This is a genomic window from Luteimonas sp. GW821-FHT14E02 (genome assembly GCF_058803905.1).
This window is the reverse complement of the sequence record NZ_JBXAPK010000002.1, coordinates 261,074-282,199: the sequence shown is the minus strand read 5'-3', so window position 1 is coordinate 282,199 and position 21,126 is coordinate 261,074. Positions and strand designations below refer to the sequence as shown.

At 65.8% G+C, this 21,126-nt stretch carries 16 protein-coding genes and 1 tRNA gene; 7 read left to right on the top strand and 10 right to left on the bottom strand.

The window, feature by feature from the left end:
• The first annotated feature begins 31 nt into the window (after positions 1-31).
• A complete protein-coding gene (locus AC1RNP_RS04270; RefSeq protein ID WP_493050007.1) occupies positions 32-943 on the top strand; it encodes a branched-chain amino acid transaminase in 912 nt (303 codons plus the stop codon).
• A gap of 33 nt (positions 944-976) precedes the next feature.
• On the opposite strand, the gene AC1RNP_RS04265 is transcribed toward AC1RNP_RS04270, so the two are convergent.
• The 5 genes from AC1RNP_RS04265 to AC1RNP_RS04245 all read right to left on the bottom strand — a co-directional run bounded on the left by AC1RNP_RS04265 (position 977) and on the right by AC1RNP_RS04245 (position 5,239).
• Complete coding sequence (locus AC1RNP_RS04265; protein WP_493050006.1) at positions 977-2,329, bottom strand: sensor histidine kinase; 1,353 nt, start codon at positions 2,327-2,329, stop codon at positions 977-979.
• On the bottom strand, positions 2,316-2,999 hold the full coding sequence (locus AC1RNP_RS04260; RefSeq protein WP_226469046.1) for a response regulator transcription factor: 684 nt from the start codon (positions 2,997-2,999) through the stop codon (positions 2,316-2,318). The genes AC1RNP_RS04265 and AC1RNP_RS04260 overlap by 14 nt, the downstream gene beginning before the upstream one ends.
• Before the next feature lie 397 nt (positions 3,000-3,396).
• The gene (gene rimK, locus AC1RNP_RS04255) at positions 3,397-4,305 is read right to left on the bottom strand and encodes a 30S ribosomal protein S6--L-glutamate ligase (RefSeq protein ID WP_226469047.1); all 909 of its coding nucleotides are present in this window, start codon (positions 4,303-4,305) and stop codon (positions 3,397-3,399) included.
• Between the two features lie 5 nt (positions 4,306-4,310).
• Complete coding sequence (locus tag AC1RNP_RS04250; RefSeq protein ID WP_493050005.1) at positions 4,311-4,760, bottom strand: ATP-dependent zinc protease family protein; 450 nt, start codon at positions 4,758-4,760, stop codon at positions 4,311-4,313.
• A gap of 233 nt (positions 4,761-4,993) precedes the next feature.
• Entirely contained in the window at positions 4,994-5,239 is a 246-nt protein-coding gene (locus tag AC1RNP_RS04245; protein WP_493050004.1) for a hypothetical protein, read from the bottom strand.
• A gap of 53 nt (positions 5,240-5,292) precedes the next feature.
• Between AC1RNP_RS04245 and AC1RNP_RS04240 the strand changes: the two genes are divergently transcribed.
• Together AC1RNP_RS04240 and AC1RNP_RS04235 are read left to right on the top strand one after the other, a co-directional pair.
• Entirely contained in the window at positions 5,293-7,110 is a 1,818-nt protein-coding gene (locus AC1RNP_RS04240) for an extracellular catalytic domain type 1 short-chain-length polyhydroxyalkanoate depolymerase (protein WP_493050003.1), read from the top strand.
• A gap of 404 nt (positions 7,111-7,514) precedes the next feature.
• Positions 7,515-9,425: an XVIPCD domain-containing protein gene (locus AC1RNP_RS04235; RefSeq protein WP_493050002.1), complete on the top strand. Its 1,911-nt coding sequence runs from the start codon at positions 7,515-7,517 to the stop codon at positions 9,423-9,425.
• Between the two features lie 74 nt (positions 9,426-9,499).
• On the opposite strand, the gene AC1RNP_RS04230 is transcribed toward AC1RNP_RS04235, so the two are convergent.
• Positions 9,500-9,573, bottom strand: a tRNA-Gly gene (locus tag AC1RNP_RS04230).
• 94 nt (positions 9,574-9,667) lie between these two features.
• Positions 9,668-11,515, bottom strand: coding sequence for an autotransporter domain-containing protein (locus AC1RNP_RS04225; RefSeq protein ID WP_493050001.1), 1,848 nt, complete (start codon positions 11,513-11,515; stop codon positions 9,668-9,670).
• A 155-nt stretch (positions 11,516-11,670) separates the two neighbouring features.
• Between AC1RNP_RS04225 and thiS the strand changes: the two genes are divergently transcribed.
• Entirely contained in the window at positions 11,671-11,874 is a 204-nt protein-coding gene (gene thiS, locus AC1RNP_RS04220) for a sulfur carrier protein ThiS (RefSeq protein ID WP_493050000.1), read from the top strand.
• Between the two features lie 108 nt (positions 11,875-11,982).
• Here thiS and AC1RNP_RS04215 read toward each other — a convergent pair whose 3' ends face one another.
• The 3 genes from AC1RNP_RS04215 to AC1RNP_RS04205 are packed head-to-tail and all read right to left on the bottom strand — an operon-like array spanning position 11,983 to position 17,275.
• The gene (locus tag AC1RNP_RS04215; protein ID WP_493049999.1) at positions 11,983-13,509 is read right to left on the bottom strand and encodes a CehA/McbA family metallohydrolase; all 1,527 of its coding nucleotides are present in this window, start codon (positions 13,507-13,509) and stop codon (positions 11,983-11,985) included.
• Positions 13,506-14,678 carry a phosphatidylinositol-specific phospholipase C1-like protein gene (locus AC1RNP_RS04210; protein WP_493049998.1) on the bottom strand — a complete coding sequence of 391 codons (1,173 nt, stop codon included), beginning with the start codon at positions 14,676-14,678 and terminating at the stop codon, positions 13,506-13,508. Before AC1RNP_RS04210 ends, AC1RNP_RS04215 begins: the two co-directional genes overlap by 4 nt.
• Positions 14,679-14,686: 8 nt before the next feature.
• Positions 14,687-17,275, bottom strand: a complete 2,589-nt coding sequence (locus tag AC1RNP_RS04205) for a TonB-dependent receptor (RefSeq protein WP_493049997.1) — start codon at positions 17,273-17,275, stop codon at positions 14,687-14,689.
• A gap of 304 nt (positions 17,276-17,579) precedes the next feature.
• On the opposite strand from AC1RNP_RS04205, the gene AC1RNP_RS04200 reads away from it, so the two are divergent.
• Genes AC1RNP_RS04200 through AC1RNP_RS04190 form a run of 3 tightly spaced genes read left to right on the top strand, consistent with a single transcriptional unit; the run spans position 17,580 to position 21,025 of the window.
• Complete coding sequence (locus tag AC1RNP_RS04200; RefSeq protein WP_493049996.1) at positions 17,580-18,374, top strand: thiazole synthase; 795 nt, start codon at positions 17,580-17,582, stop codon at positions 18,372-18,374.
• A complete protein-coding gene (gene trmB / locus AC1RNP_RS04195; protein ID WP_493049995.1) occupies positions 18,374-19,168 on the top strand; it encodes a tRNA (guanosine(46)-N7)-methyltransferase TrmB in 795 nt (264 codons plus the stop codon). Before AC1RNP_RS04200 ends, trmB begins: the two co-directional genes overlap by 1 nt.
• An 18-nt stretch (positions 19,169-19,186) precedes the next feature.
• Positions 19,187-21,025, top strand: a complete 1,839-nt coding sequence (locus tag AC1RNP_RS04190) for an SLC13 family permease (RefSeq protein WP_493049994.1) — start codon at positions 19,187-19,189, stop codon at positions 21,023-21,025.
• Positions 21,026-21,126: the final 101 nt, after the last annotated feature.

The window sequence follows — 21,126 nt, the reverse complement described above, 5'->3', positions numbered from 1 at the left end:
ACTATGCACCCCTTCGCGAGAGCCGACGCCCATGCAATACCCCGAATGGATCTGGCACAACGGTGCGATCAAACACTGGGCGGAGGCGACGACGCACGTCATGTCGCACGTCGTGCATTACGGCTCCTCGGTGTTCGAAGGCATCCGCTGCTACGACACGCCGAACGGCCCGGTCATCTTCCGCCTCACCGACCACAACACGCGCCTGTTCGCCTCGGCCAAGATCTACGACATGGCGATGCCGTATTCGCTGGAGCAGCTCAACCAGGCCTGCCGTGAAGTGATCCAGGCCAACAACAACACGACCGACTACCTGCGTCCGGTCGCCTATCGCGGCCTCGGCGGGTTCGGCCTGTCGGCCGATACGCCCACCGACGTCGCCGTCGCCACCTGGAAGATGGGCCAGTACCTCGGCGCCGGCGTGCTCGCGCAGGGCATCGACGCCTGCGTCTCCAGCTGGCAGCGCTTCGCGCCGAACACGCTGCCGGCCGGCGCCAAGGCCGGCGGCAACTATCTCTCCGGACAACTAGTCGCGCGCGAGGCCCGCCGGCTCGGCTTTGGCGAAGGCATCGCGCTCGCCTCCACCGGCCTGCTCAGCGAAGGCGCGGGCGAGAACCTGTTCCTGGTCTTCGACGGCGCGCTGCACACCACGCCGGTCAGCGCCGCGCTACTCAACGGCATCACCCGCAACACCATCATCACGCTGGCGCGCGACGCCGGCATCGACGTGATCGAACGCGACCTGCCGCGCGAATACCTGTACCTGTGCGACGAACTTTTCATGTGCGGCACGGCGGCGGAGATCACGCCGATCCGCTCGGTCGACGGCCGTCAGGTCGGCGCGGGCAAGCCGGGGCCGGTGACGCAGAAGCTGCAGGAACTGTTCTTCGGCCTGTTCGACGGCAAGACGCCGGACAAGTACGGCTGGCTCGAAGCCGTGTAAAAAAACTCTCGTGTGACGGCGCCGCGCGAGCGGCTACGCGCTCGCGCCGTTGCCATTCCTTTCCGGCGTGAACGACAGCGTCGCCACCACGCCTTTTTCTTCTCCCGGCACCACGCGCACGCCCCAGCCGTACAGCGCGCACAAGCGACGCACGATCGACAGACCGATGCCGCCGCCCTGCGAATGCTCGGCGTGGGTGCCGCGATAACCGCGCTCGAACAGGCGCGCCGCATCCTCAGCGCTCAGGCCCGGGCCGGAATCGATCACCTCGACCGATTTCTCGCGCAGCCGCACGATCACCTCGCCCTGTGCCGTGTACTTCACCGCATTGCCGATCAGATTGCCGAGCGCGACGTTCACCGCCGCCTCCGGCGAGTCGACCACCAGTCCGCGCTGGCCTTCGATGCGCAGTTCCAACGGCTTGCCGCCAAGCTGGCTGCGATGCGTGTCGAGCAGTTGCTCGGCCACCTTGGCCACATCGGTGTTGCCATGGCCGCGCTCGTTGCGCGAGAGCAGCAGCAACGCGCTGATCAGGTCGGTGCATTGCTGCTCGGCGCGCTGGATGCGCTGCAACCGGGCGCGCGTCTTCTCGTCGAGATCTGGCTTGGACAGCAGCAGCTCCACCGCGCCCTTCACCACCGCCAGCGGCGTGCGCAGTTCATGGCTGACGTCGGCGTTGAACTCGCGATCGCGCTTGACCACCTCGGTCAGGCGCGTGGCGTAATCGTCCAACGCCGAGGCGAGCTGGCCGACCTCGTCGTCCGGGAAATGAGCGGCCAGATTCTGCGGCTCGGCGTTCTCGCCGGATGTCTGCAGGCGGCGCGCAAGCTCCGACACCGGCTTCATCACCCGCGACGCCGACCACCAGCCCACCACCAACGAAAGCAGGGTGAAGGTGATCACCGAACCATACAGGGCACGATTGAACTGCTCCTGGCCGCGGCTCGCCTGCGTCATGTCATACGCGAGGAAAAACCATTCCTTCTGCGTTTTCCGCACCGCCAGCTTGTACGAGAACGCGCGCCCCTGCTCGTCCTCACCGCTGAGGTTGTGGATGCCGTCGCCCAGTTCGTACCAGTCCGGCTGATCCGCGCGCAGCGCCTCGAAACGGTCTTGCTTCACCACGCGCGCCAGCATCTGCTGCACCGGCAGATCGGGGCTTTGGTTGGGATTGGTGTAGTAGCGCCGCGCGTACTCGTCGATGTTCTTGTTCATCACGTCTTCGACCAACGTGTTCTCGACACGATTGCGCGTCCAGTTCGTGGCGAAGGCGAACAGCGTCGTCAGCCCGAAGCCGAGCAGGACGAACGACAGGATGATGCGGCTTCTCAGCCGCCGGCGATAACGAGTTTTTCGTCGCCGGGTGCGACCGTCAGGCGTTCGCATCGGGCGCGGCGATGCGGTATCCGATGCCATGGCGGGTCTGGATCAGCGGGGTCTCGAAGGGCTTGTCGACCACGGCGCGCAGGCCGTGGATGTGCACGCGCAGCGAGTCGGAGTCGGGCAGTTCCTCGCCCCAGACGCGGGTTTCCAGTTCCTGCCGTGTGACCACGGCGGGCGAAGCTTCCATCAGCGCCTGCAGGATCTTCAGCGCGGTCGGATTGAGCTGCAGCAGCTTGCCCTCGCGGCGCACTTCCAGTGTGTCGAGGTTGTATTCGAGATCGCCTACTTCGAGCACGCGCGTCTGCACGCCGCGGCCGCGGCGCGCCAGCGCGTTGAGGCGCACTTCCACTTCCTGCAGCGCGAACGGCTTGATCAGGTAGTCGTCGGCGCCGGAGTCGAAGCCGGCCAGCTTGTTGTCGAGGCTGTCGCGCGCGGTGAGCATGAGCACCGGCGTCTGCTTGCGTGCCTCGTTGCGCAGCTTGCGGCAGACCTCGAGGCCGTCGATGCCGGGCAGGTTGAGGTCGAGCACCACCGCGTCGAAATCGTGGACGACGGCCAGATGCAGGCCCGTGACGCCGTCGGCGGCGAAGTCGACCGTATGGCCGCGGTCTTCAAGGTAGTCGCCGAGGTTGGCGGCGATGTCCTGGTTGTCTTCGATTACGAGGATGCGCATCAATCGGTTGTCCTTTGGGGTCAAGGTCAGACCCGTGTCACGGGCCGCGGTTCCCCTGCGTGAGCAATCTTGGATTCTGTCACACAGGACGGCGCCCTCGCTGAGCACGCCCGATTCCTGCTCGACCGGGATCTCGGTGCAGACAACAAAAGGCCCAAGCGAGGTCGTCGCCTGGGCCAAATAAAGGACTGCCCCGATTACCGTAATCCGCTGACTGACCTGAAGGAACGACCTGGAGAGAGCGGAGAAATTCCGGTCAAGTCACCTTACGGGCCGGGGGGTTAGATGGCTGTTAAACCGGCTTCCGATTTTCGGCTGCATCCCCCAACCGGGTTCAGAAAGTCATGAAAAACGGTGTAACTATTTGTTTTTAATGACTCAAAGGGCTCGGGAAGGTTCAGCCAGTCTTCCGCCGGCGCGTCTGCCGGGCCGGCTGCACCTGGGTGGCGATGTGGTCGATGATGTTGCCGGCGATGTCGACACCCGTGGCCTGCTCGATGCCTTCCAGCCCCGGCGAGGCGTTCACCTCCAGCACCAGCGGCCCGCGCTTGGAGTGGATCAGATCGACGCCCGCAATGCCCAGGCCCAGCACCTGCGCCGCCCGCACCGCCACCGCCTGCTGCGCCGCGGTCGCCAGGGCCGCCTTGCCGCTGCCGCCGCGATGCAGGTTGGAGCGGAAGTCGCCCGCCGGCGCCTGCCGGCGCATCGCCGCGACCACCCGGCCGCCGACCACGAAGCAGCGCAGGTCGGCCCCGCCCGCCTCCTCGATGAATTCCTGGACGAGGAAGTTGGCGTACAGGCCGCGCAGGGTCTCGATCACGCTGCGCGAGGCCGAGAGCTTCTCGGTCAGCATCACGCCCGACCCTTGGGAGCCTTCGTTGAGCTTGATCACATGCGGCGGCGCGCCAAGCATCGACAGCAGATCGGTGGTGTCGTCGGGGTTGTCGCCGAACACCGTCGCCGGCAGATCGATCCCCTCCGCCGCCAGCAGCTGGTGGCATTGCAGTTTGTCGCGCGCGCGCGCGATCGCCGTCGACGGATTGGGCGTGTAGGTGCCCATCAGTTCGAACTGGCGCAGCACCGCGCTGCCGTAACGCGTGACGGAGGCACCGATGCGCGGGATCACCGCGTTGTAGTCGGCAATCGGCTTGCCCTTGTAGTGCATGTCGAAGCCGCTGGCGGTGATGCGCATGTAGCAACGCAACGGATCGAGCACGCGCACGCTGTGGTGCCGCTCGCGCGCGGCCTCCACCAGGCGTCGGGTCGAATAGAGCAGGCTGTTGCGCGAAAGGATGGCGAGTTTCACGAGCGTCACGCAATGGACGAGTGGAGGGGCCGCGGCGGTTTGCCGTGGACGGAAGACTGTGCGGGGTCGACCATGAACGTACCCGCCATGGCGCTGCGCCCGAGCAGCATCGGGAACAGCATGCCGCCGCGATCGGTCAGATTGATTTCAATCTCGCGCTCGACGCCGGCCAGTTGCAACTGCGTGCGCAGGAAGGGACGGCGCGTGCGGTGTCCGCCGGAGTCGACCACGTCGCGCTCCTCGATGAGCGGCGCGATCGCCTCCACGACATGGGAGGGCCGCGTTTTCCACGGCGTGATCCTGAAACCCACCCACGGCGCCCCGCCTTCGGTGAAGCGCCACTGTGCATCCACATGCAGCGCCGAACTGCGTGCACCGGTATCCACCTTGGCGCGCAGACGCGTGATCCCGAGCGATGGCAGCACCACCCATTCCCGCCAGCCGAGCACGATCATCGCTGCTGTACCTTCGTTACTTTGCGGGGACGTCAGTGTGGGGAGAAGCGCCGAATAAATCCGTTATTCCGTCCCGGCCACGCGAACAACCATCGGGAAATCAAAAACCTAGCCAACGCGGGTCGCTCCGACGCTCCGATTGAAACATTCCAGATTAAAAACGGCGGCACGCCAGAGAGCGTGCCGCCGTCGGAATCCGGAACGGATGACAGGAGTCGAACCGTGCTCATAGCTTAGCCGGTGCCGCCGCGCACGTCATCAAGGATGCGCGGCGGCGACCGCCCGCTTTCGACATCGAAGCGATGAATCTCCGACTCCCACTTGCCACCGATGGAATTCGGGTGCCGCACGGTGAGCTCGGTGGCGCCGCGACCGGCACGGAATGCGACCGCGTTCAAGTCCTCACTCATGATTTCGACGGACACCATGCCGTTTTCTCGCGCACATGCCCCTTCGGACGATGGCGTGCGCACCGGCACGGTGGCTCACTGCGGGCACGCCGGGGCTGCTCCCCGGTTCAGGGAGTCACCACATGTCCATCGCATCTCGCGCGCTCCAACGGCCCGCGCGCCGCTTGGCCCGACTACTCCTGCTGTCCGCGCTGTCGTTGTCGTCGCTGTACGGCGCGGCAGCACTGGCCTCCACCGAAGTGACCGGTTTCGGCAGCAATCCCGGCAATCTGCGCATGTTCAAGTACGTGCCCGCCGGTCTGCCGGCCGATGCGCCATTGGTGGTCGCCATGCACGGCTGCGTGCAAAGCGCCTCCAGCTACGACGCCGAAACCGGCTGGGAAATGCTGGCCGAACGCTGGCGCTTCGCCGTGGTGCTGCCGCAACAACAGAGCGGCAACAACGTCCTCTCCTGCTTCAACTGGTTCGAACCCGGCGACACCACGCGCGGCCAGGGCGAGGCGCTGTCGATCAAGCAGATGATCGATCGCATGCATGCCGATCACGCCACCTCGACCGGTCGCGTCTACGTCACCGGCCTCTCCTCGGGCGGCGCGATGGCCGCCGTGATGCTGGCCACTTATCCGGACGTGTTTGCCGGCGGTGCCATCGTCGCCGGCCTGCCCTACCGCTGTGCGACCTCGTCCACGCAGGCATCCAGTTGTATGTCGCCGGGTGTCGACCAGACGCCGCAGCAATGGGGCGACAAAGTCCGCGCAGCCAGCACGCACGGCGGACCGTGGCCGATCGTTTCGATCTGGCAAGGCGATGCCGACACCACGGTCAAGCCAGTGAACGCAACCGAGCTGATGCAGCAATGGACCAACGTGCACGGCATCGACCAGACACCCGACGTCGAGGACAACGTCGCCGGCTATCCGCACAAGGTCTACCGCGATGCCGCCGGCCACGCACTCGTCGAGACCTACACCATTTCCGGCATAGGTCATGGCGTGCCGGTCGATCCCGGCAGCGGCGAAAGCCAGTGCGGCACCGCCGGCGCCTACGTGCTCGACGCGAACATCTGCTCGAGCTACTACATCGCCCGCTTCTGGGGCCTGGACGACCTCGACCCGAACCCACCTCAAGTCGCACTGACCGCACCGACCGATGGCGCCGCGGTCAGCGGCACGGTGACGCTCGCCGCCGATGCCAGCGACGACATCGGCGTGGAGCGCGTCGAATTCCTGCTCGACGGCGGCCTGCTCGGCAGCGACGCCAGCGCGCCCTACTCCCTGCAATGGAACAGCACGACCGCCAGTAACGGCGCACACCAGCTACAGGCGCGCGCGCACGATCTGGCCGGCAACAGCGCGTCCTCCGCCGCGATCACCGTGCAGGTCAGCGGTGGCGGCGATGTGCCGCTGGTCGTGGAATTCGACAACGAGGATGCCAACGATGGCTACGTCAAGGCCAATGCCGACGGCAGCGGCGCCGTGGTCGGCACGTATGAATCCAGTTTCGGCCTGGCCAGCGGTCGCGGCGCCGACGGCAAGCTCAACCGCAGCGTGCTGTCGTTCGACACCTCGTCGCTGCCCGACGGCGCCCAGATCGTCGCCGCGACCCTCAGCGTCGCCTACCGCAGCGCCAGCGGCGACCCCTGGAGCCAGCCGGCAGGCAATCGCCTGCTGATCGACGTGAGGCGCGGCTGCTTTGTCGGCTGCACGATCGAAGCCGGCGACTATGCCGCCGCGGCCGACGCCAACGCGGTCGCGGAACTGACGCGCTTCACCGGCGGCCGACAAAGTTCCAGCGTGTTCGATGCAACGGGATTGGGGGCCATCAACCGCACAGGACGCACCCAACTGCGACTGCGCTTCGAACAGGCGCAGACGAGCACGAACTACCTGTGGATCGATCGCGGCGCCAGCGCCAAGCTTCGGGTGGAATATCGGCCGTAAGACGTAAATGCACAGCGCGCGGCACGTCGATGGCGTCGCCGCGCGCGATCCGAGGAACGGATCGCGCCTCGCCAAGCTCATCACCACACAGGCGAGAGTGATCGGAAAAGTGGAGCGAGTGAATTGAACTCGCGCAGAGCATGCGCCAGCCCGCCTGGGAGAGGCGTCACCTGAAGGCGCAATGGCGCCGAGCTCTCTAAAACATCGTCTTTGTCTGCTTGCCAGCATTGGGCGAAGTGACGCATTGCGCACTTCAAAATGACGATTGGTGGACCCGCGTCACGATTTTGAGCGCGTCCATACGGTCAAACTGAGTCCATCGGGCCGACACATCGTCGCCACTTCGCCAAATTTCCCACTGTGATGCGCGCGTGGCCGCGAGGCCCGCGACAAGGAGGCTGGACATGCCCAAGGACTACGAGAACCCACTCAATCCCGATAACGAGCAGACACCGTGGGAAGCCGCGCGCAAACCCGGCAATGCCACCCAGTTTTACGACCAGGTCGGCAGCGGCACCAAGGCGCTGACCGCCGTGCCAATGGATCTTCTGCGCGTCAATGACGCGACCTTCTTCCGCTCAGACGACCGGGAGCCAAAGGATATCTTCCGCGACGGCTTCGCCCCGCGCGACGGCCAGGGCATCGTCTATCGCCTGATGAAGCAGGACATCCACCCGCGCACCGCGGTCTGCGTGACGGGTTCGCTGGAGGCCGCGTCGCTGTTCCCGATCAAGGTGGACCGCACGCGCGCGGATTTCGATCCGTCCCAGAAGGAGGCGCCGGAGAAAACTTACGTCTACGTCGTCGCGCCGAAAGTATTGTTCGACACCCACGACATTCAGGCGCGCTTCGCGGCGCGCGCAGTCCGCGACCAAGGCGCCGAGCAGCAGACCATGGCCACGGACAACCTGTTCGGCCTTGAACGCGCCGCACCGCGCATCGCGCCGGAGGATGTCATCGGCGCGTTCACCATCAAGCGCACGTGGGCGGGCCGGGACTATCTGGAGGGCGGCACCTATGAGGTGATTGGCTACCAGTCCAACTCACTTGCCCTCGCGCACGCCGACAAGGACGCGACCTTGCGTGCGCACTATACCCCCGGCACCATCGGCGATCTGGCGGTGAAGACGGACGTGCCGGAGACCACCGCCACGCTGGTGACGCATTACAAGGACAATGGCAACGTCGCCGCCCCGGCACCCGGTCCGGCGCTGGATTCCACGGTGTCCGATGCCTTGCGCGATTCGCAGACGGCCGCGCAGGAGTTGGTGCGCGCCACGCGCACCGAACAGGTCGAGGCCTGGAACACCTGGAAGCGCGGCGTCTCCAACCCCGAGCAGGGCATCACCGCGGACATGCCGGTGACGGTGCGCAAGATCGACGACCGCACCGCATTCCTTGCGGAGATCGAAAAGTTCGAGCTGCGCATGGGCAAGACCGACGAGCGCAACGCCATCGCGCGCAAGAAGCATTTCGACGAGGGCGACAACACGCCCGGCACCGAGCAGTACGTCGCCTACAAGAACAACGTGCCGGTCGGCTGGATGACGCTGGACACCAGCGCCGGCGCACGGATCGACAAGATCTGCACCGACGCCAAGCCCGCGCATGACGCGGGCGTGGGCACCAAGCTGTTGGTGGAGGCCGTCGGCGCGTCGCTGCGCCATGGCGGCAACGGCACTGTGTCCATGGCCGGCCCGGACACGCTGAAGTACGCCAGTACCGATGGCGGCCTGTATGCGCGCATGGGCTTCCACGACGCGGGCGGCCGCAGCGAACTGTTCCCGTCCAACCACGTCCGCCGCGATGCCGACGGCACGCCGACGCATCCGTACTGGGAGTCCACGCGGGTGCCGCTGGGCACCTTCAACAAGCGCGGTGATGAGCAGTTCGGCCAGCGCATGGCCTACGTGCAGGACGCCGATCACCGGCTCGAGCCGACGGCCGCGCCGCAGCTCACGGCGCCGGAGCGTCCGAAGCTGTTCAACGACGCGATGGCGGCGATCAACAGGCTCGGCCCGGTGAACGGCCTGCACAGCGACTACGACCGCGCATGCATGGCCGCGTCGCTGGCCGTCTCCGCGCGCGAAGGCGGGATGACGCAGATCGACACGGTGGTGCCCGGCACCAAGAACAACCTCATCGCCGTGCAGGGAGATCCCGCCTCCCCGGCGTGCCAACGCGCATCGGCCAATATCGCACTAGGCACAATGGCATCGCTGGACACCAATCTCGAGCGGCTGAACCACTCGTCCGCGCCGGTGGTGGCGACACCCGACCCGATCGCGCGCGAGGTGGTGGTGGCCCGGCATTGAGGTGCGTCGGGGATCTTGTTTCGTCACTGAAAACGCCTGCCAGATAGGGACTTGCAGGCATTGAGAGATGAAGCTGGAGCGGGTGATGGGAATCGAACCCACGCTAGCAGCTTGGGAAGCTGCAGTTCTACCATTGAACTACACCCGCGTCGGGGCAAGTCTATGCCCGCCGAACGCGTCGTGGCAATCGCGGGCCCGGTGACGGGCCCGAATCGCTTCGCCCGCCCCGGCGGGCCGTTGGATCAGAAACGCTTGCCGAGCGTGGCGAACAGACTGGCGTTGTGATCGCTGCCACGCTCCACGGTGGCGCTGCCGCCGAAGTTGGCATCCAGCCCGAAGAACGGAACGCGCGCGCCGACGGTGAGCGTGCCGTAGTCGCGATCGCTGCTCAGCCCCGGCACCGCGTAGTTCGGCGTGCCGGCCAGTGATTGCGAGCGCGCAAAAGCTTCTTCGTCCGGCTTCTCGAATTCGTGATCGTAGGTGAGCCTGGCATACGGCGTGAAGCCGGAGTCGGCGGTGTAGCTCGCCTGCCAGCCGGCACTGCCGATCAGCGAGTCGTAGCTCTGGCTGGGATAGGCCAGCGACGACGACAGTTCGGGCAAGCTCTCGCGGTAGCCGTCGACATCGATGCGCTGCGCGATCAGGCTGAGCACCGGCCCGTGCCGCACCGGGCCTTCGCTGCCAAGATTCCAGCCGGCGTTGACCGCCGCGGTGATGTTTTCGCCGTCGGGACGCCCGTGGTGATGGCGCATGGCCGGCCCGATCCAGACCTCGCGGTCGACGTCGTACTTGATCTGCGTGTAGCTCAGCTGACCGTTCACCCAAAGACCATTCTCGCCATACCAGCCGACGAATCCACCGAGCGTGGCGTCCTTCTGATCGAAGCTGCCGCGGCGCTCGCCGAAATCCACGTTGCCGCTGCCGAAGCCGGCGAACGCGCCGTACACCCAGCTGCCGCGCATCCAGTCCACACCGCCGCTCAAAGACGGAATCGTGCCGTCGTAGGCATCGCCGTGATTCACGCGCTGGGAATCGGCGCGCAGACTGGTCCACCAGCGCATGCCGTCGCCTTCCGGCCGTTCGGTGAGATGCGTCGCCACGATGTCGGCACGAGCACGGCCCGTGGCCGCCGCCGAGCGCGGCAGCACGGCGATCTGGCGCGGCGCTTCGAGCATGCTGATCGCGAGCTGGCTGAGCATCGCGTGCGCGCCGCCGGTGGGATGCACGCCGTCGGCGAACAGATAGGTGGTCTGCACGTCCGGTTCGACGAAGGAACCGGGATTGCAGAACTGCGAGGAATCGTTCGCCGGCGGCGGCTGCATGCCGCAGCCCGGCGTGGTGACGTTGCGAAGCCCGTACAAGCCCGGATTGGCGACCGCTTCCTGCAGGAAGTGGAAGGTGTCCACCGGAATCACGCGCAGCCCCTGGCTGGCAAGGCCGTCGAACAGCGACTTGTTGTAGAAGTCGGCGAGCGCCGTGCCCGCCGCCATCAGGGCCGGGCCGCCACTGCGCGCACGCGGCGTCAGGCCGATGTCGGGCAGGGTTGGCACCAGCACGTAACGCGCGCCGGCGGCCTGCAAGGTGCTGACGATGCCGATCTGCGCGGTGACGGCGCCATTGATGATTTGCAGTGCGTTGCCGGGATCCGCCTGCACGGCGAACAGATCATTCGCGCCGCCCCACACCGTGTACAGCGCCTTGGGATCGGCCCGACCACCGTGTGCGGCGAGATAGTTGTTCATCTGCGTGGTCAGCGACGGGATCGTGCCCAGCGGACTGCTGACATCCACGCCCACGCGCGCACCGCCGGCGGCATAGTTGTTGCCGTTCTGGCCGTTGCCGTTGGGCGTGGCGCTGCTGCCGTAGTACTGGGCCACCAGTTCCGACCACACCAGATTCGGATTGGTGGTGAAGCGTCCCAGCAACAGACCCGACGGGCCGAGCAACGGGCGGAAGTAGCCGGAATCGGAGAGGCTGTCGCCGAAGAAAACCGTCTGCGAATAGGGATGGTCCCCGGCGAAAGCGGGCGCCGCGACCAGGGCGAGTGCGGCGGCAAGCGCGCGACGGGCGGGACGAGACAACAACGACATGGACGGGATCTCCTTGAATCCGGACGACGCCTTCAATGACAGGCGTATGACAGTCCATTATCGTTTCATGCACCGCAACATGGATACACGCTGCGTTGCGGCATGGCCGACGCCCGCCGGGTGCGGACATCGCCGCGAGCGGCGACAATACGCGCATGAACATCCTGCTCAACGGCGACACCTTCGCCCTCTCCGACGACAGCCCCACCATCGCCGCGCTCCTGCAAACCCAGCATCTGGCCGAGCGCCGGGTCGCGGTTGAAGTGAACGGGGACATCGTGCCGCGCGGCCGGCATGGCGAGTACCAGCTCCAGCCGGGTGACCGGGTGGAAATCGTGCATGCGTTGGGAGGAGGCTAGCGCGCCCGGTTCTGGCGCGGCTTTAAAACTTGTCATTCCCGCGAGGGCGGGAACGACAAGCCCATGCAAACGCGCGACAGAAGATGCCGAACCCGTCCGGTCGCTCGTCTATTTCTTGAGATTGACGTAAACCGGATTCCCCAGCAGCCACAACTTGCCATCGCCGCCACGCACATTTACCCGCACCCAGTGCGGTTTGCCGTCGCTGCTCCATGAGAACTGGAATGCCTGATCGGCACGCGTGACCGCCGGCTCGGCGATCGGCGTCACCACCCGCCCATCCTGGACCACTTCCACGCGACCGCCCGCCACGTTGCATGCGCGGACCGTGAACTCGACCATCTCCCCGGCAGCGGCGGACAACCTGTCCCCCATCTGCGCCGTCGCATCGCCCTTGCGCGCACTGAACTCCAACCGGCGATCACGACTCCCCTGCACATCGACGAACACGTGCCCGGCGCGCAACCCGTCGAGCAGCGCCGGCATCGACAACGCCGGCGCCCGCACCACCGTCGTCGGAATTCCCACCGGACCCCCACCGATGCTTGGCTCCAGCTGACTCGCATTGTGATTGTCGCTGCCGCCGATCGCCGTCAGCCTGTGCCCCGCGCTCAGCAGCGCCTCCCAGAATGGAATCCCGGAGTACGGCGTATCGGCATCCATGCCGTTGACGACTTCCACCGCCTGCAGCAAATCCGGATCGGCCTGCGGCTGTGCGGTCCAGCCACAGCCCATGCAGATTTCCCCGGAAGGCCGCACCGGATGATTGATCGAGACGATGCCGTGCAGCGAAGCGGCATCACGCAGTAACGCGTTCCAGTCTCGGGACTGTCCATCGACACGGAAATCGAGCGGCGCCACCGTTCCGATCAGATTGGCGTGACCGCTGAAGGTGGTGACTTCCCGCCCAGGCACCAGCAGCAGGCGATCGAAATACGGCTGCAGTTCGCGGATCGCATTGGCCTGCGATGTCGTGTTGTGATCGGTGATCGCCACGAAATCGAGACCGCGCGCCACGGCGGCCTGCGCCGTCAGGAACAACGGACACGGCACCTTGGCGCCGGCCTGGCTCTTGCAACTGCCGTCGCTGTGCGCGTCGTGCATGTGCAGATCGCCGCGATACCAGCCGGCCTCGTTGCGCAGTGGCGGGTTGGCGATCTCCGGCTGCCAGTACGGCGTATTTTCGCGGCCAAACCAGATGCGTGCCGAATATTCCGAACGCGTTTCCTTGCGGATGTTCGGAATCCCGAGCAGCAGGGACCATTTGCCTGGACGGATCGGCCCCGGCAGATACGACGGCGTGGCATCCGTCGCCGCCACGGTGAAGACCGTCTTGTTGCCACCGCTCCAACCCCGAAAACCGTCCTGACCGCGGAAGCCATCCGGCCCGAGCAGGCCAAGGTCGATCGTGGTCTTCTCTTCCTTGCCGTCGTATTCGAATTGCACCGTGATGCGTGCGGTACCCGCCGGCACGTCGAACGGAACCGTGCGATAGCGCTGATGGTCCGCGCCGGTGATCTCGCCGCGCAGCACCAGGTCAGGGTTTGCATCGGCCGCCCTCGCCTTCCCCACACACGACAACGACGCCGCGACCAGCACGGCAATGGACAGGAAGATCCTGGCGACTGAATTCATGGTGCTCGCTCCGTTGAAAACGACCGGCAGGCGTCGCGCGATGGATTGCAGCGGACGAACCCCTGTCCGGGAAATACGACCCGATACCGGCCCCAGCGCGGGTCTGGTTGCGGGTAATCGGTGGAAACCGCCTGCGCACCGCTGGCGAAGGCCGCCTCACGCCGCCGCGTGTCGTTTCGGCGCGCCTCGGCGGTGTCCGCATCCGCGCGCGTGCGCACGATGAATCCATCGGCCACCGCACGGGCGATGCGCTCGCGCTGCGACAACGGATCGTTCAACGTCAGATAGGCGGCGGCTGGCGATGACTCGTCGGTGTTGACGAACATCGCCCTGCCCTCCAGGGAACGGCGGTCACCACGGTACAGCGCGACTTTCCGCGCGTCCTCATCCAGCGCAAAGAAGACCTTTCCGCGCGCCTGCGCCAGGGTCGGCCAGCGATTCGCCTGCACTGCCTCGCGCAGAGTCGGAAAGTCCCCCTGCACCTGATCGGGAACGATCAGCTCGCGCTTCGAAAAGATTCCCCGTATCTCGGCATCCAGCGCATCGAAGGCCTTCACATCGAACGGAAGCGGCTGCACAGCGCCTGCGCCAGCCTTGCCGTCCTTGGCATTGATCAGGATCAGGATCGGCACGTGCCGCGGATGCGCGCGCGACCAGTCGCGCACACTCCTCAGGCAGGCACGGAAGGTGACGCAGCTGCTGCGGAAATCGATGTCCGACAGATGCATCGTCTTGAAACCGGGGCGCCGCATCTGATCGAGCTGCGCGGTTGACCATGGTGGTTTCGGATAACCGTGCCGATGCGCACCCGGCGGATGCAGATAGCGACCGCCTTCCGGATCGGAGTACACATCGAGTTCAAAGCTGCGCAGGCCCGCATCGAGCTGCTCAGCCAACGGACGATGGCCGTAATCGATCGATTCGGCGCCGACGCGATCCACTTCGCGATGTGCCGCCATCTCGTCCGCCGGCAACGGCAGCTTGTAGCTGTTGTGCGTGCCGATCACCTGCACGTCGTTCATGCGCAAACGGTTGTCGAGCACCGACGCCGCGCACGGGCCGCTGCGCGGCGGGCGTGCCGCCTCCAGATCGCAGGCCATGGCCGCCCACGGGGTGATCGTGAGCAGCCATCCGGCGATGCGAACCAGGTTGTGCGTGTGCCGATGCACGCCCACGGTCAGAACTTGTACATCACCGCGAAACGATACGACCGTCCCAGCAGCGGCCGCGCCAGGAAGGTATTGGCGCCCGCATCGGCGCTCTGCAACTCGCCCGCGCGCGGATTGCCTTCGGTCAGGCCCAGCGAATTGTCGAGGTTGTCCGCGTAGAGGAACAACGACAGCTCCGGCGTCACCTGCCAGCGCGCGCTGGCGTTGATCACGTCGTAGGACGGCAATCGCACCGAGTTCGCCGTATCCACGAACCGCTCACCCTCGTATTCGTAGGCGACCTGCAGGCGCAGCCTGTCGTCAAACAGGTTCACGCCGGGCACCACTCGGAAGCTGTTCTTGGGCACGCGGATCAGCTGGTTGCCGACGTAGTCGCGCAGCACCAGGGCACCGCCGCCCACGCTTTCGTAATAACGCAGATTCCGGTACTGCGGGTCCTGCACGGTGGCGGTGAGCTGCATGTCGAACCACTGCACCGGATACCAGTTCGCTTCCAGCTCCAGGCCGAAGGTGCGAGTGCTGGCATAGCCCTGCTCCTGCACCAGCGTGTTGTTGAGATCGAACTTGGCGTTGCTGAAGCCGACGTTGTCGTACTTGGTGTAGAACGCGGTGGCGAACAGATCGAAGTACTGATTGCTGAACTTGTAACCCACCTCGCCAAGATCCATCGTCTGGATGATCGGCCGGGTGTTCGGATTGCTCTTGTCCCTGCTGATGCAGCCTTCCACGTCATTGGGATCGCAGCTCGAATAGCGCGTGATGTAGGTCGACAGGTTGGGCAGGCGGAACGCCGAGGTCCAGCGCGCGAACACGCCGGAGTTTTCATTGAACTGCCAGTTGGCGCCGATCGTCCATCCGAGCTTGTCGAAGCTCTCGTCGTAAGTGGCATAACGCCCGGAACCGGCCAGGATGTTCGACGTCGCGAAGGTGCCGAGGTCCACCGTCGGCTTGGCGCGCACTTCCGTCCAGCCCTCTGTGCTCACTTTCTCCCAGCGCACGCCGGCATCGACGCGCAGCTTGTCGTTGACCTGCCATTCGTCCGACACATAGAACGCGTGCGTGGTGGAACGGCCGCTGGCGTTTTCCCATTCGTAGCCGTAGCGATAGATGCCGTGATCGGTCGCGGTGCCGACCGGATTGCCGTTGGCATCCACGGCCACGAGGTCGAGCAGTCGTGCGTTGTCGCGCACGTCGGTCAGTACGTTGGAGGAATAGCGATCGAAATCCTCGTCGATACGCGCGTAGTAGTAGCCGAAGGTGACATCGTGGCTTTGCTCGCCGAAGTCGAAGCTGCGCATCAGGCGCGTATCGTTGATCAGTTCCTTCACCGGAATCGTCAGGCCACGCAGCCCGCCAACGGAGAGCAGGCCGTTGCCGTTCTGGTTGACGGGATCGAACACCTGCGTCGGATCATTGGCGTAACGCAGCTGCCATCCGGTGGCGCCGGGAAACCGGCTCAAGGCATTCGCCGGCAATTGCGCGAAGAACTTGGACTGGCTCCACAGCTGCAGCGGGAACATGCCGTTGCGCTGCGTCTCCGTATCGTTGTAGCGCAGCGCCTCGGCCAGTTTCCAGCCCGCGCCGAGTTCATAGTCGAGCTTGACAGTGAACTGATCGCGCTTCACTTCCGTGCCGCGGCTGTTGTCGAAGTCGTACCAGCTGCCATCGCCCTGCAGCATGCGGATGCGCTGCGTTTCCGGCCCGGCCATCGTGCCGTAGTTGCCGTCGAAACCGGGCACCGCGCGGATCTCGCCATCGGCGTACGTGCGCATCGGGATGCCGAGGAACAGCGCGACGTTGTCGTTCATGTGCTTGTAGTCGACGCTGAAACGACCACGCTCGAAATCACGGCTCAGGTTGATGCGGTACTGGCCGCCATGATTGGCCTGGAAGCCGGGATCGCGGATGCCGTCGTCGCTGCGAAAGAAGCCACCGACGCCGAGCTTCCAGCCGCTGTTGCCGAGCGGTGTGCCGAAGAAGGCGTCATAGCGCGCCAGGCCATAGTCGCCGACCGTCATCTTGAACGTGCCTTCGGCCTGGTCGCCGACCACGCGCGGCACGAAGTTGATCGCGCCGGCCGGCGCGTTGGAATAGAACACCGACGAAGGGCCACCGCGCACCACTTCGATGCGCTCGATGGTCTCGTCGAGGCGGAACGCCTGGTCGCCGTTGAGGAAGCCCAGTGCGGGATCGTGCTGCACCGGCACGCCATCCTCGAGGATGTTCACCGAGCCGTAACCGTCGACGGGAATGCCACGCGCGCGGATGTTGCCGCTGGCCTCGCCGCCGGAGGCTTCCACCCAGAAGCCGGGCACCGATTTCATGGCCTCGGTCACCGAGGTCGGCGCCTGCAGGCGCAGGCGATCTTCCTCGATGCGGGTGATCGAATAGCTGCTCTCGGCCTTGCTGCGTTCCCGGGTGCCGGAACGGCCGGTGACGACGATCTTGTCCAGATCCACCGCCCGGTCCTGCGACGCGGTGGGTGTGGCGGGTGTGGCATCTGCGGCCTGCTGGGCCTGGGCGAGGGGGCTGGCGGCGACCGTCAACGAAAGCGCGAGGCGAATCGCGCCGCGGAGAGTGCGGGGCTTGCGGGGCATGCGAAGGTCCAAGGAGATGAACGGGGGCTGTGCGAGGGGCACCGCCGCATCGTGATCGACAATGCTTAAACCTTCGTGACACGAGACGGTCACGCGCGCTCGACGTCGCGTACACACGCGGGGACCTTTGAAAAACCGTCTTCCTGGCTGTTTTCCTCAGCGTAACGACCGCAATGAATTCGCGCTTCGCGCCCTGTCCACTCGCTCACGCGATCGGCCAGGACGATCCGCCCTGTATCGCGGAACCCCCGAAACGGCGAGGTTTTCCGACCACAAGGCGGCGTCGATGCGACATAATTCAGGGATGAATCCCGCCTCCGTTCTGGACCCGCTCGTCATCGCGGGCAAGCCCTACACATCCCGCCTGCTGACCGGCACCGGCAAGTTCAAGGATCTCGAGGAAACCCGCGCGGCCACCGAGGCCGCCGGCGCCGAGATCGTCACGGTCGCCATCCGCCGCACGAACATCGGCCAGACGCCTGGCGAGCCGAACCTGCTCGACGCGCTGCCGCCCGATCGCTACACGATCCTGCCCAACACCGCCGGCTGCTACACCGCCGAGGACGCGGTGCGCACCTGCCGACTCGCGCGTGAGCTGCTCGACGGCCGCAACTTGGTGAAGCTGGAAGTACTCGGCGACCAGAAGACGCTGTTCCCGGACGTGGTGCAGACACTGAAGGCCGCCGAGCAACTCGTCGCCGACGGCTTCGACGTGATGGTCTACACCAGCGACGACCCGATCCTGGCCAGGCGCCTGGAGGACATCGGCTGCGTCGCGGTGATGCCGCTGGCCGCGCCGATCGGCTCCGGGCTTGGGATCCAGAACCGCTACAATCTGCTCGAAATCGTCGAGAACGCCAAGGTGCCGATCCTGGTCGATGCCGGCGTCGGCACCGCCTCGGATGCCGCGATCGCGATGGAACTCGGCTGCGACGGCGTGCTGATGAACACCGCGATCGCCGGCGCGCGCGACCCGATCCGCATGGCGCGCGCGATGAAGCTAGCGGTGCAGGCCGGACGCGACGCCTTCCTCGCCGGCCGCATCCCGCGCAAGCGCTTCGCCAGTGCTTCCTCGCCCGTGGACGGCCTGATCGACTGATGACCCCGGGCGCCGAAGACAACGGAACCGGCGACAGCGGAACCGATGACCGGCGGGCCTCCTCGCCTGCCTCGCCGCAGCGCCAGCCCTTCACGCGCCAGGAAGGTCATCGCGCCGTGCGCAGCTTCGTGCTGCGCCAGGGCCGCTTCACGCCGGCGCAGCAGCGCGCCTTCGATCAACTGTGGCCGCGCTTCGGGCTCGATTACCTGGGCGAGCCACGCGACTTCGACGCCACCTTCGGCCGCCATGCCAAGCGCGTGCTGGAAATCGGCTTCGGCAACGGCGAGGCCCTGCGTTATGCCGCATCGCGTGACCACGATCGCGATTACATCGGGATCGAGGTCCACGCGCCGGGCGTCGGCCGACTGCTCAATGCGCTCGCCGAGGACGGCAGCGATCACGTCCGCATCTATCACCACGACGCCGTCGAGGTGCTGACGCACGAGATCGCCGACGGCGGCCTCGACGAGATCCGCATCTACTTCCCCGATCCCTGGCACAAGAAGCGCCACAACAAGCGCCGCCTGGTGCAGCCGGAGTTCGCGCGATTGCTGGTCCGCAAGCTCACCGTCGATGGCCGCTTGCACCTGGCCACCGATTGGCAGGACTATGCGGAGCAGATGTGGGACGTGCTCGATGCCACCCAGGGGTTGCGCAATCGCGCCGGCGCGCGTGGTGCGGTGCCGCGTCCCGACTGGCGTCCGCAGACGCATTTCGAAACACGCGGCCAGCGCCTCGGTCATGGGGTGTGGGACCTGCTCTACGATCGCGCGGCCAGCGCGCAGCACGCTTGATCGGCTGACGACCGGGAAATGGACAGCACCCTCGCCCTGACCACCGACATGGAGATCGTGCTCGGTCTGGTCGGCCTGACGATGTTGCTGTTCCTGTTCGAACGCGTGCGCGCCGACCTCGTCGCGCTGGTGGTGCTGGTGCTGCTAGGCCTCACCGGACTGGTGGCACCCGAGGACCTGTTCAACGGTTTTTCGTCAAACGCGGTCATCAGCGTGATCGCGACCATGATCCTCGGCACCGGCCTCGACCGCACCGGCGCGCTCAACCGCCTCGCCGCCTGGCTGCTGCGGCGCGCGCGCGGCGTCGAGCAGCGGCTGTTGCTGCTCACCTCCTTCATCGCCGGCCTCAACTCCTCGATGATGCAGAACCCGTCGGTGATGGCGCTGTACCTGCCGGTGGCTTCTCGCATCTCCTCGCGCACCGGCGTGGCGTTGTCGCGGCTGCTGCTGCCGATCGCGGCCGCGATCGTGATGGGCGGTGCGCTCACCATGGTCGGCAACTCACCGCTCATCCTGCTCAACGATCTGCTCGTCGCCGCCAACGCCAACCTGCCTTCCGGCGTCGCCACGCTCGAACCGCTGCACATGTTCGCGCCGATGCCGATCGGCCTGGCCCTGCTGCTGGCCGGCCTGGCCTACTTCCACTTCTTCGGCGACAAGGAACTGCGCGGCGACATCGACAAGGGCGTGACACCCGCGCGCACGCAGAGCTACTTCTCGCAGGCCTACGGCATCGAAGGCGACGTGTTCGAACTGACCGTCGGTGCCGACAGCCCGCTGGTGGGCATGTCGCTCGGCGAAGCCGAAGCCCTGCACGGCGCACCGCTGCTGCTGGCGCTGAAGACCGGCAACGAATCACGCCTCGCACCGCCCGGCGATGCGCGCATCTGGGTCGGCAGCGTGCTCGGCGCGATGGGCCCGCGGCCGAAGGTGGCGGACTTCGCGCAGAACAACTTCCTGCGCCTGTCCGCGCGCCTGCGCGAGTTCGGCGATCTGTTCAATCCCAGTCGCGCCGGCATTTCCGAAGCCGTGGTGCCACCTACCTCGAGCTTCATCGGCAAGACGTCCGCACAACTGGAACTGCGCAAGAAGCACGGCATCAGCCTGCTCGCCATCAACCGCGACAAGGAAGTGCTGCGCGAGAACGTGCGCACTGTGCCGCTGCGCGCCGGCGACATGCTGGTGCTGCACAGCATCTGGCAGGACCTCGCGCAGACCGCGGCCAGCCGCGACTTCGTCACCGTCACCGACTATCCGAAGGGCGAGCAGCGCCCGCACAAGTTCAAGGTCGCGATGACGATCTTCGCGATCACCATGCTGATCGCGCTGTCATCTAGAATTCCGACCTCGATCGCGCTGATGGCGGGCGTGGCCGGCATGCTGATCACCGGCGTGCTGAAGATGGATGAGGCCTACGGCGCGATCAACTGGAAGACCGTGTTCCTGATGGCCTGCCTGATCCCGCTCGGCTGGGCGATGGATTCCAGCGGCGCGGCGGCCTGGATCGCCGGACACACCATCGAGCAACTGCCCTCGGGCGTGCCGGTCTGGCTGCTGGAGATCGCCGTCGCGCTGCTGACCACGGCGTTCTCGCTGGTGATCAGTCACGTCGGCGCGACCATCGTGATGGTGCCGCTGGCGATCAACCTGGCGTTGGCGGCCGGGGGAAATCCGACTGGGTTTGCCCTGATCGTCGCGTTGTCGGCATCCAACAATTTCATGACCGCGTCGAATCCGGTGATCTCGATGATCACGGGGCCGGCGGATTACACCGCGAAGGAGATGTGGCGGATTGGCGGGCCGTTGTCGCTGATCTATACGTTGATCGTGGTGTTGATGGTCAATCTGTTGTTCTGAATCTGTTCGCGCTGTTGTTCTGAATCTTTTTGCGGTCTTGATATGGACGGATGACGCCTCTTTATCCGTCGTCCCAGCGCAAGCTGGGATCCATTTTGCCG

Excerpts from the sequence above, each read along its gene's own strand:
- AC1RNP_RS04270 (WP_493050007.1), top strand. The coding sequence starts at position 32 with ATGCAATACCCCGAATGGATCTGGCACAACGGTGCGATCAAACACTGG.
- AC1RNP_RS04265 (WP_493050006.1), bottom strand. The coding sequence starts at position 2,329 with ATGCGAACGCCTGACGGTCGCACCCGGCGACGAAAAACTCGTTATCGC.
- AC1RNP_RS04260 (WP_226469046.1), bottom strand. The coding sequence starts at position 2,999 with ATGCGCATCCTCGTAATCGAAGACAACCAGGACATCGCCGCCAACCTC.
- AC1RNP_RS04250 (WP_493050005.1), bottom strand. The coding sequence starts at position 4,760 with ATGATCGTGCTCGGCTGGCGGGAATGGGTGGTGCTGCCATCGCTCGGG.
- AC1RNP_RS04240 (WP_493050003.1), top strand. The coding sequence starts at position 5,293 with ATGTCCATCGCATCTCGCGCGCTCCAACGGCCCGCGCGCCGCTTGGCC.
- AC1RNP_RS04235 (WP_493050002.1), top strand. The coding sequence starts at position 7,515 with ATGCCCAAGGACTACGAGAACCCACTCAATCCCGATAACGAGCAGACA.
- AC1RNP_RS04225 (WP_493050001.1), bottom strand. The coding sequence starts at position 11,515 with ATGTCGTTGTTGTCTCGTCCCGCCCGTCGCGCGCTTGCCGCCGCACTC.
- thiS (WP_493050000.1), top strand. The coding sequence starts at position 11,671 with ATGAACATCCTGCTCAACGGCGACACCTTCGCCCTCTCCGACGACAGC.
- AC1RNP_RS04215 (WP_493049999.1), bottom strand. The coding sequence starts at position 13,509 with ATGAATTCAGTCGCCAGGATCTTCCTGTCCATTGCCGTGCTGGTCGCG.
- AC1RNP_RS04205 (WP_493049997.1), bottom strand. The coding sequence starts at position 17,275 with ATGCCCCGCAAGCCCCGCACTCTCCGCGGCGCGATTCGCCTCGCGCTT.
- AC1RNP_RS04200 (WP_493049996.1), top strand. The coding sequence starts at position 17,580 with ATGAATCCCGCCTCCGTTCTGGACCCGCTCGTCATCGCGGGCAAGCCC.
- trmB (WP_493049995.1), top strand. The coding sequence starts at position 18,374 with ATGACCCCGGGCGCCGAAGACAACGGAACCGGCGACAGCGGAACCGAT.
- AC1RNP_RS04190 (WP_493049994.1), top strand. The coding sequence starts at position 19,187 with ATGGACAGCACCCTCGCCCTGACCACCGACATGGAGATCGTGCTCGGT.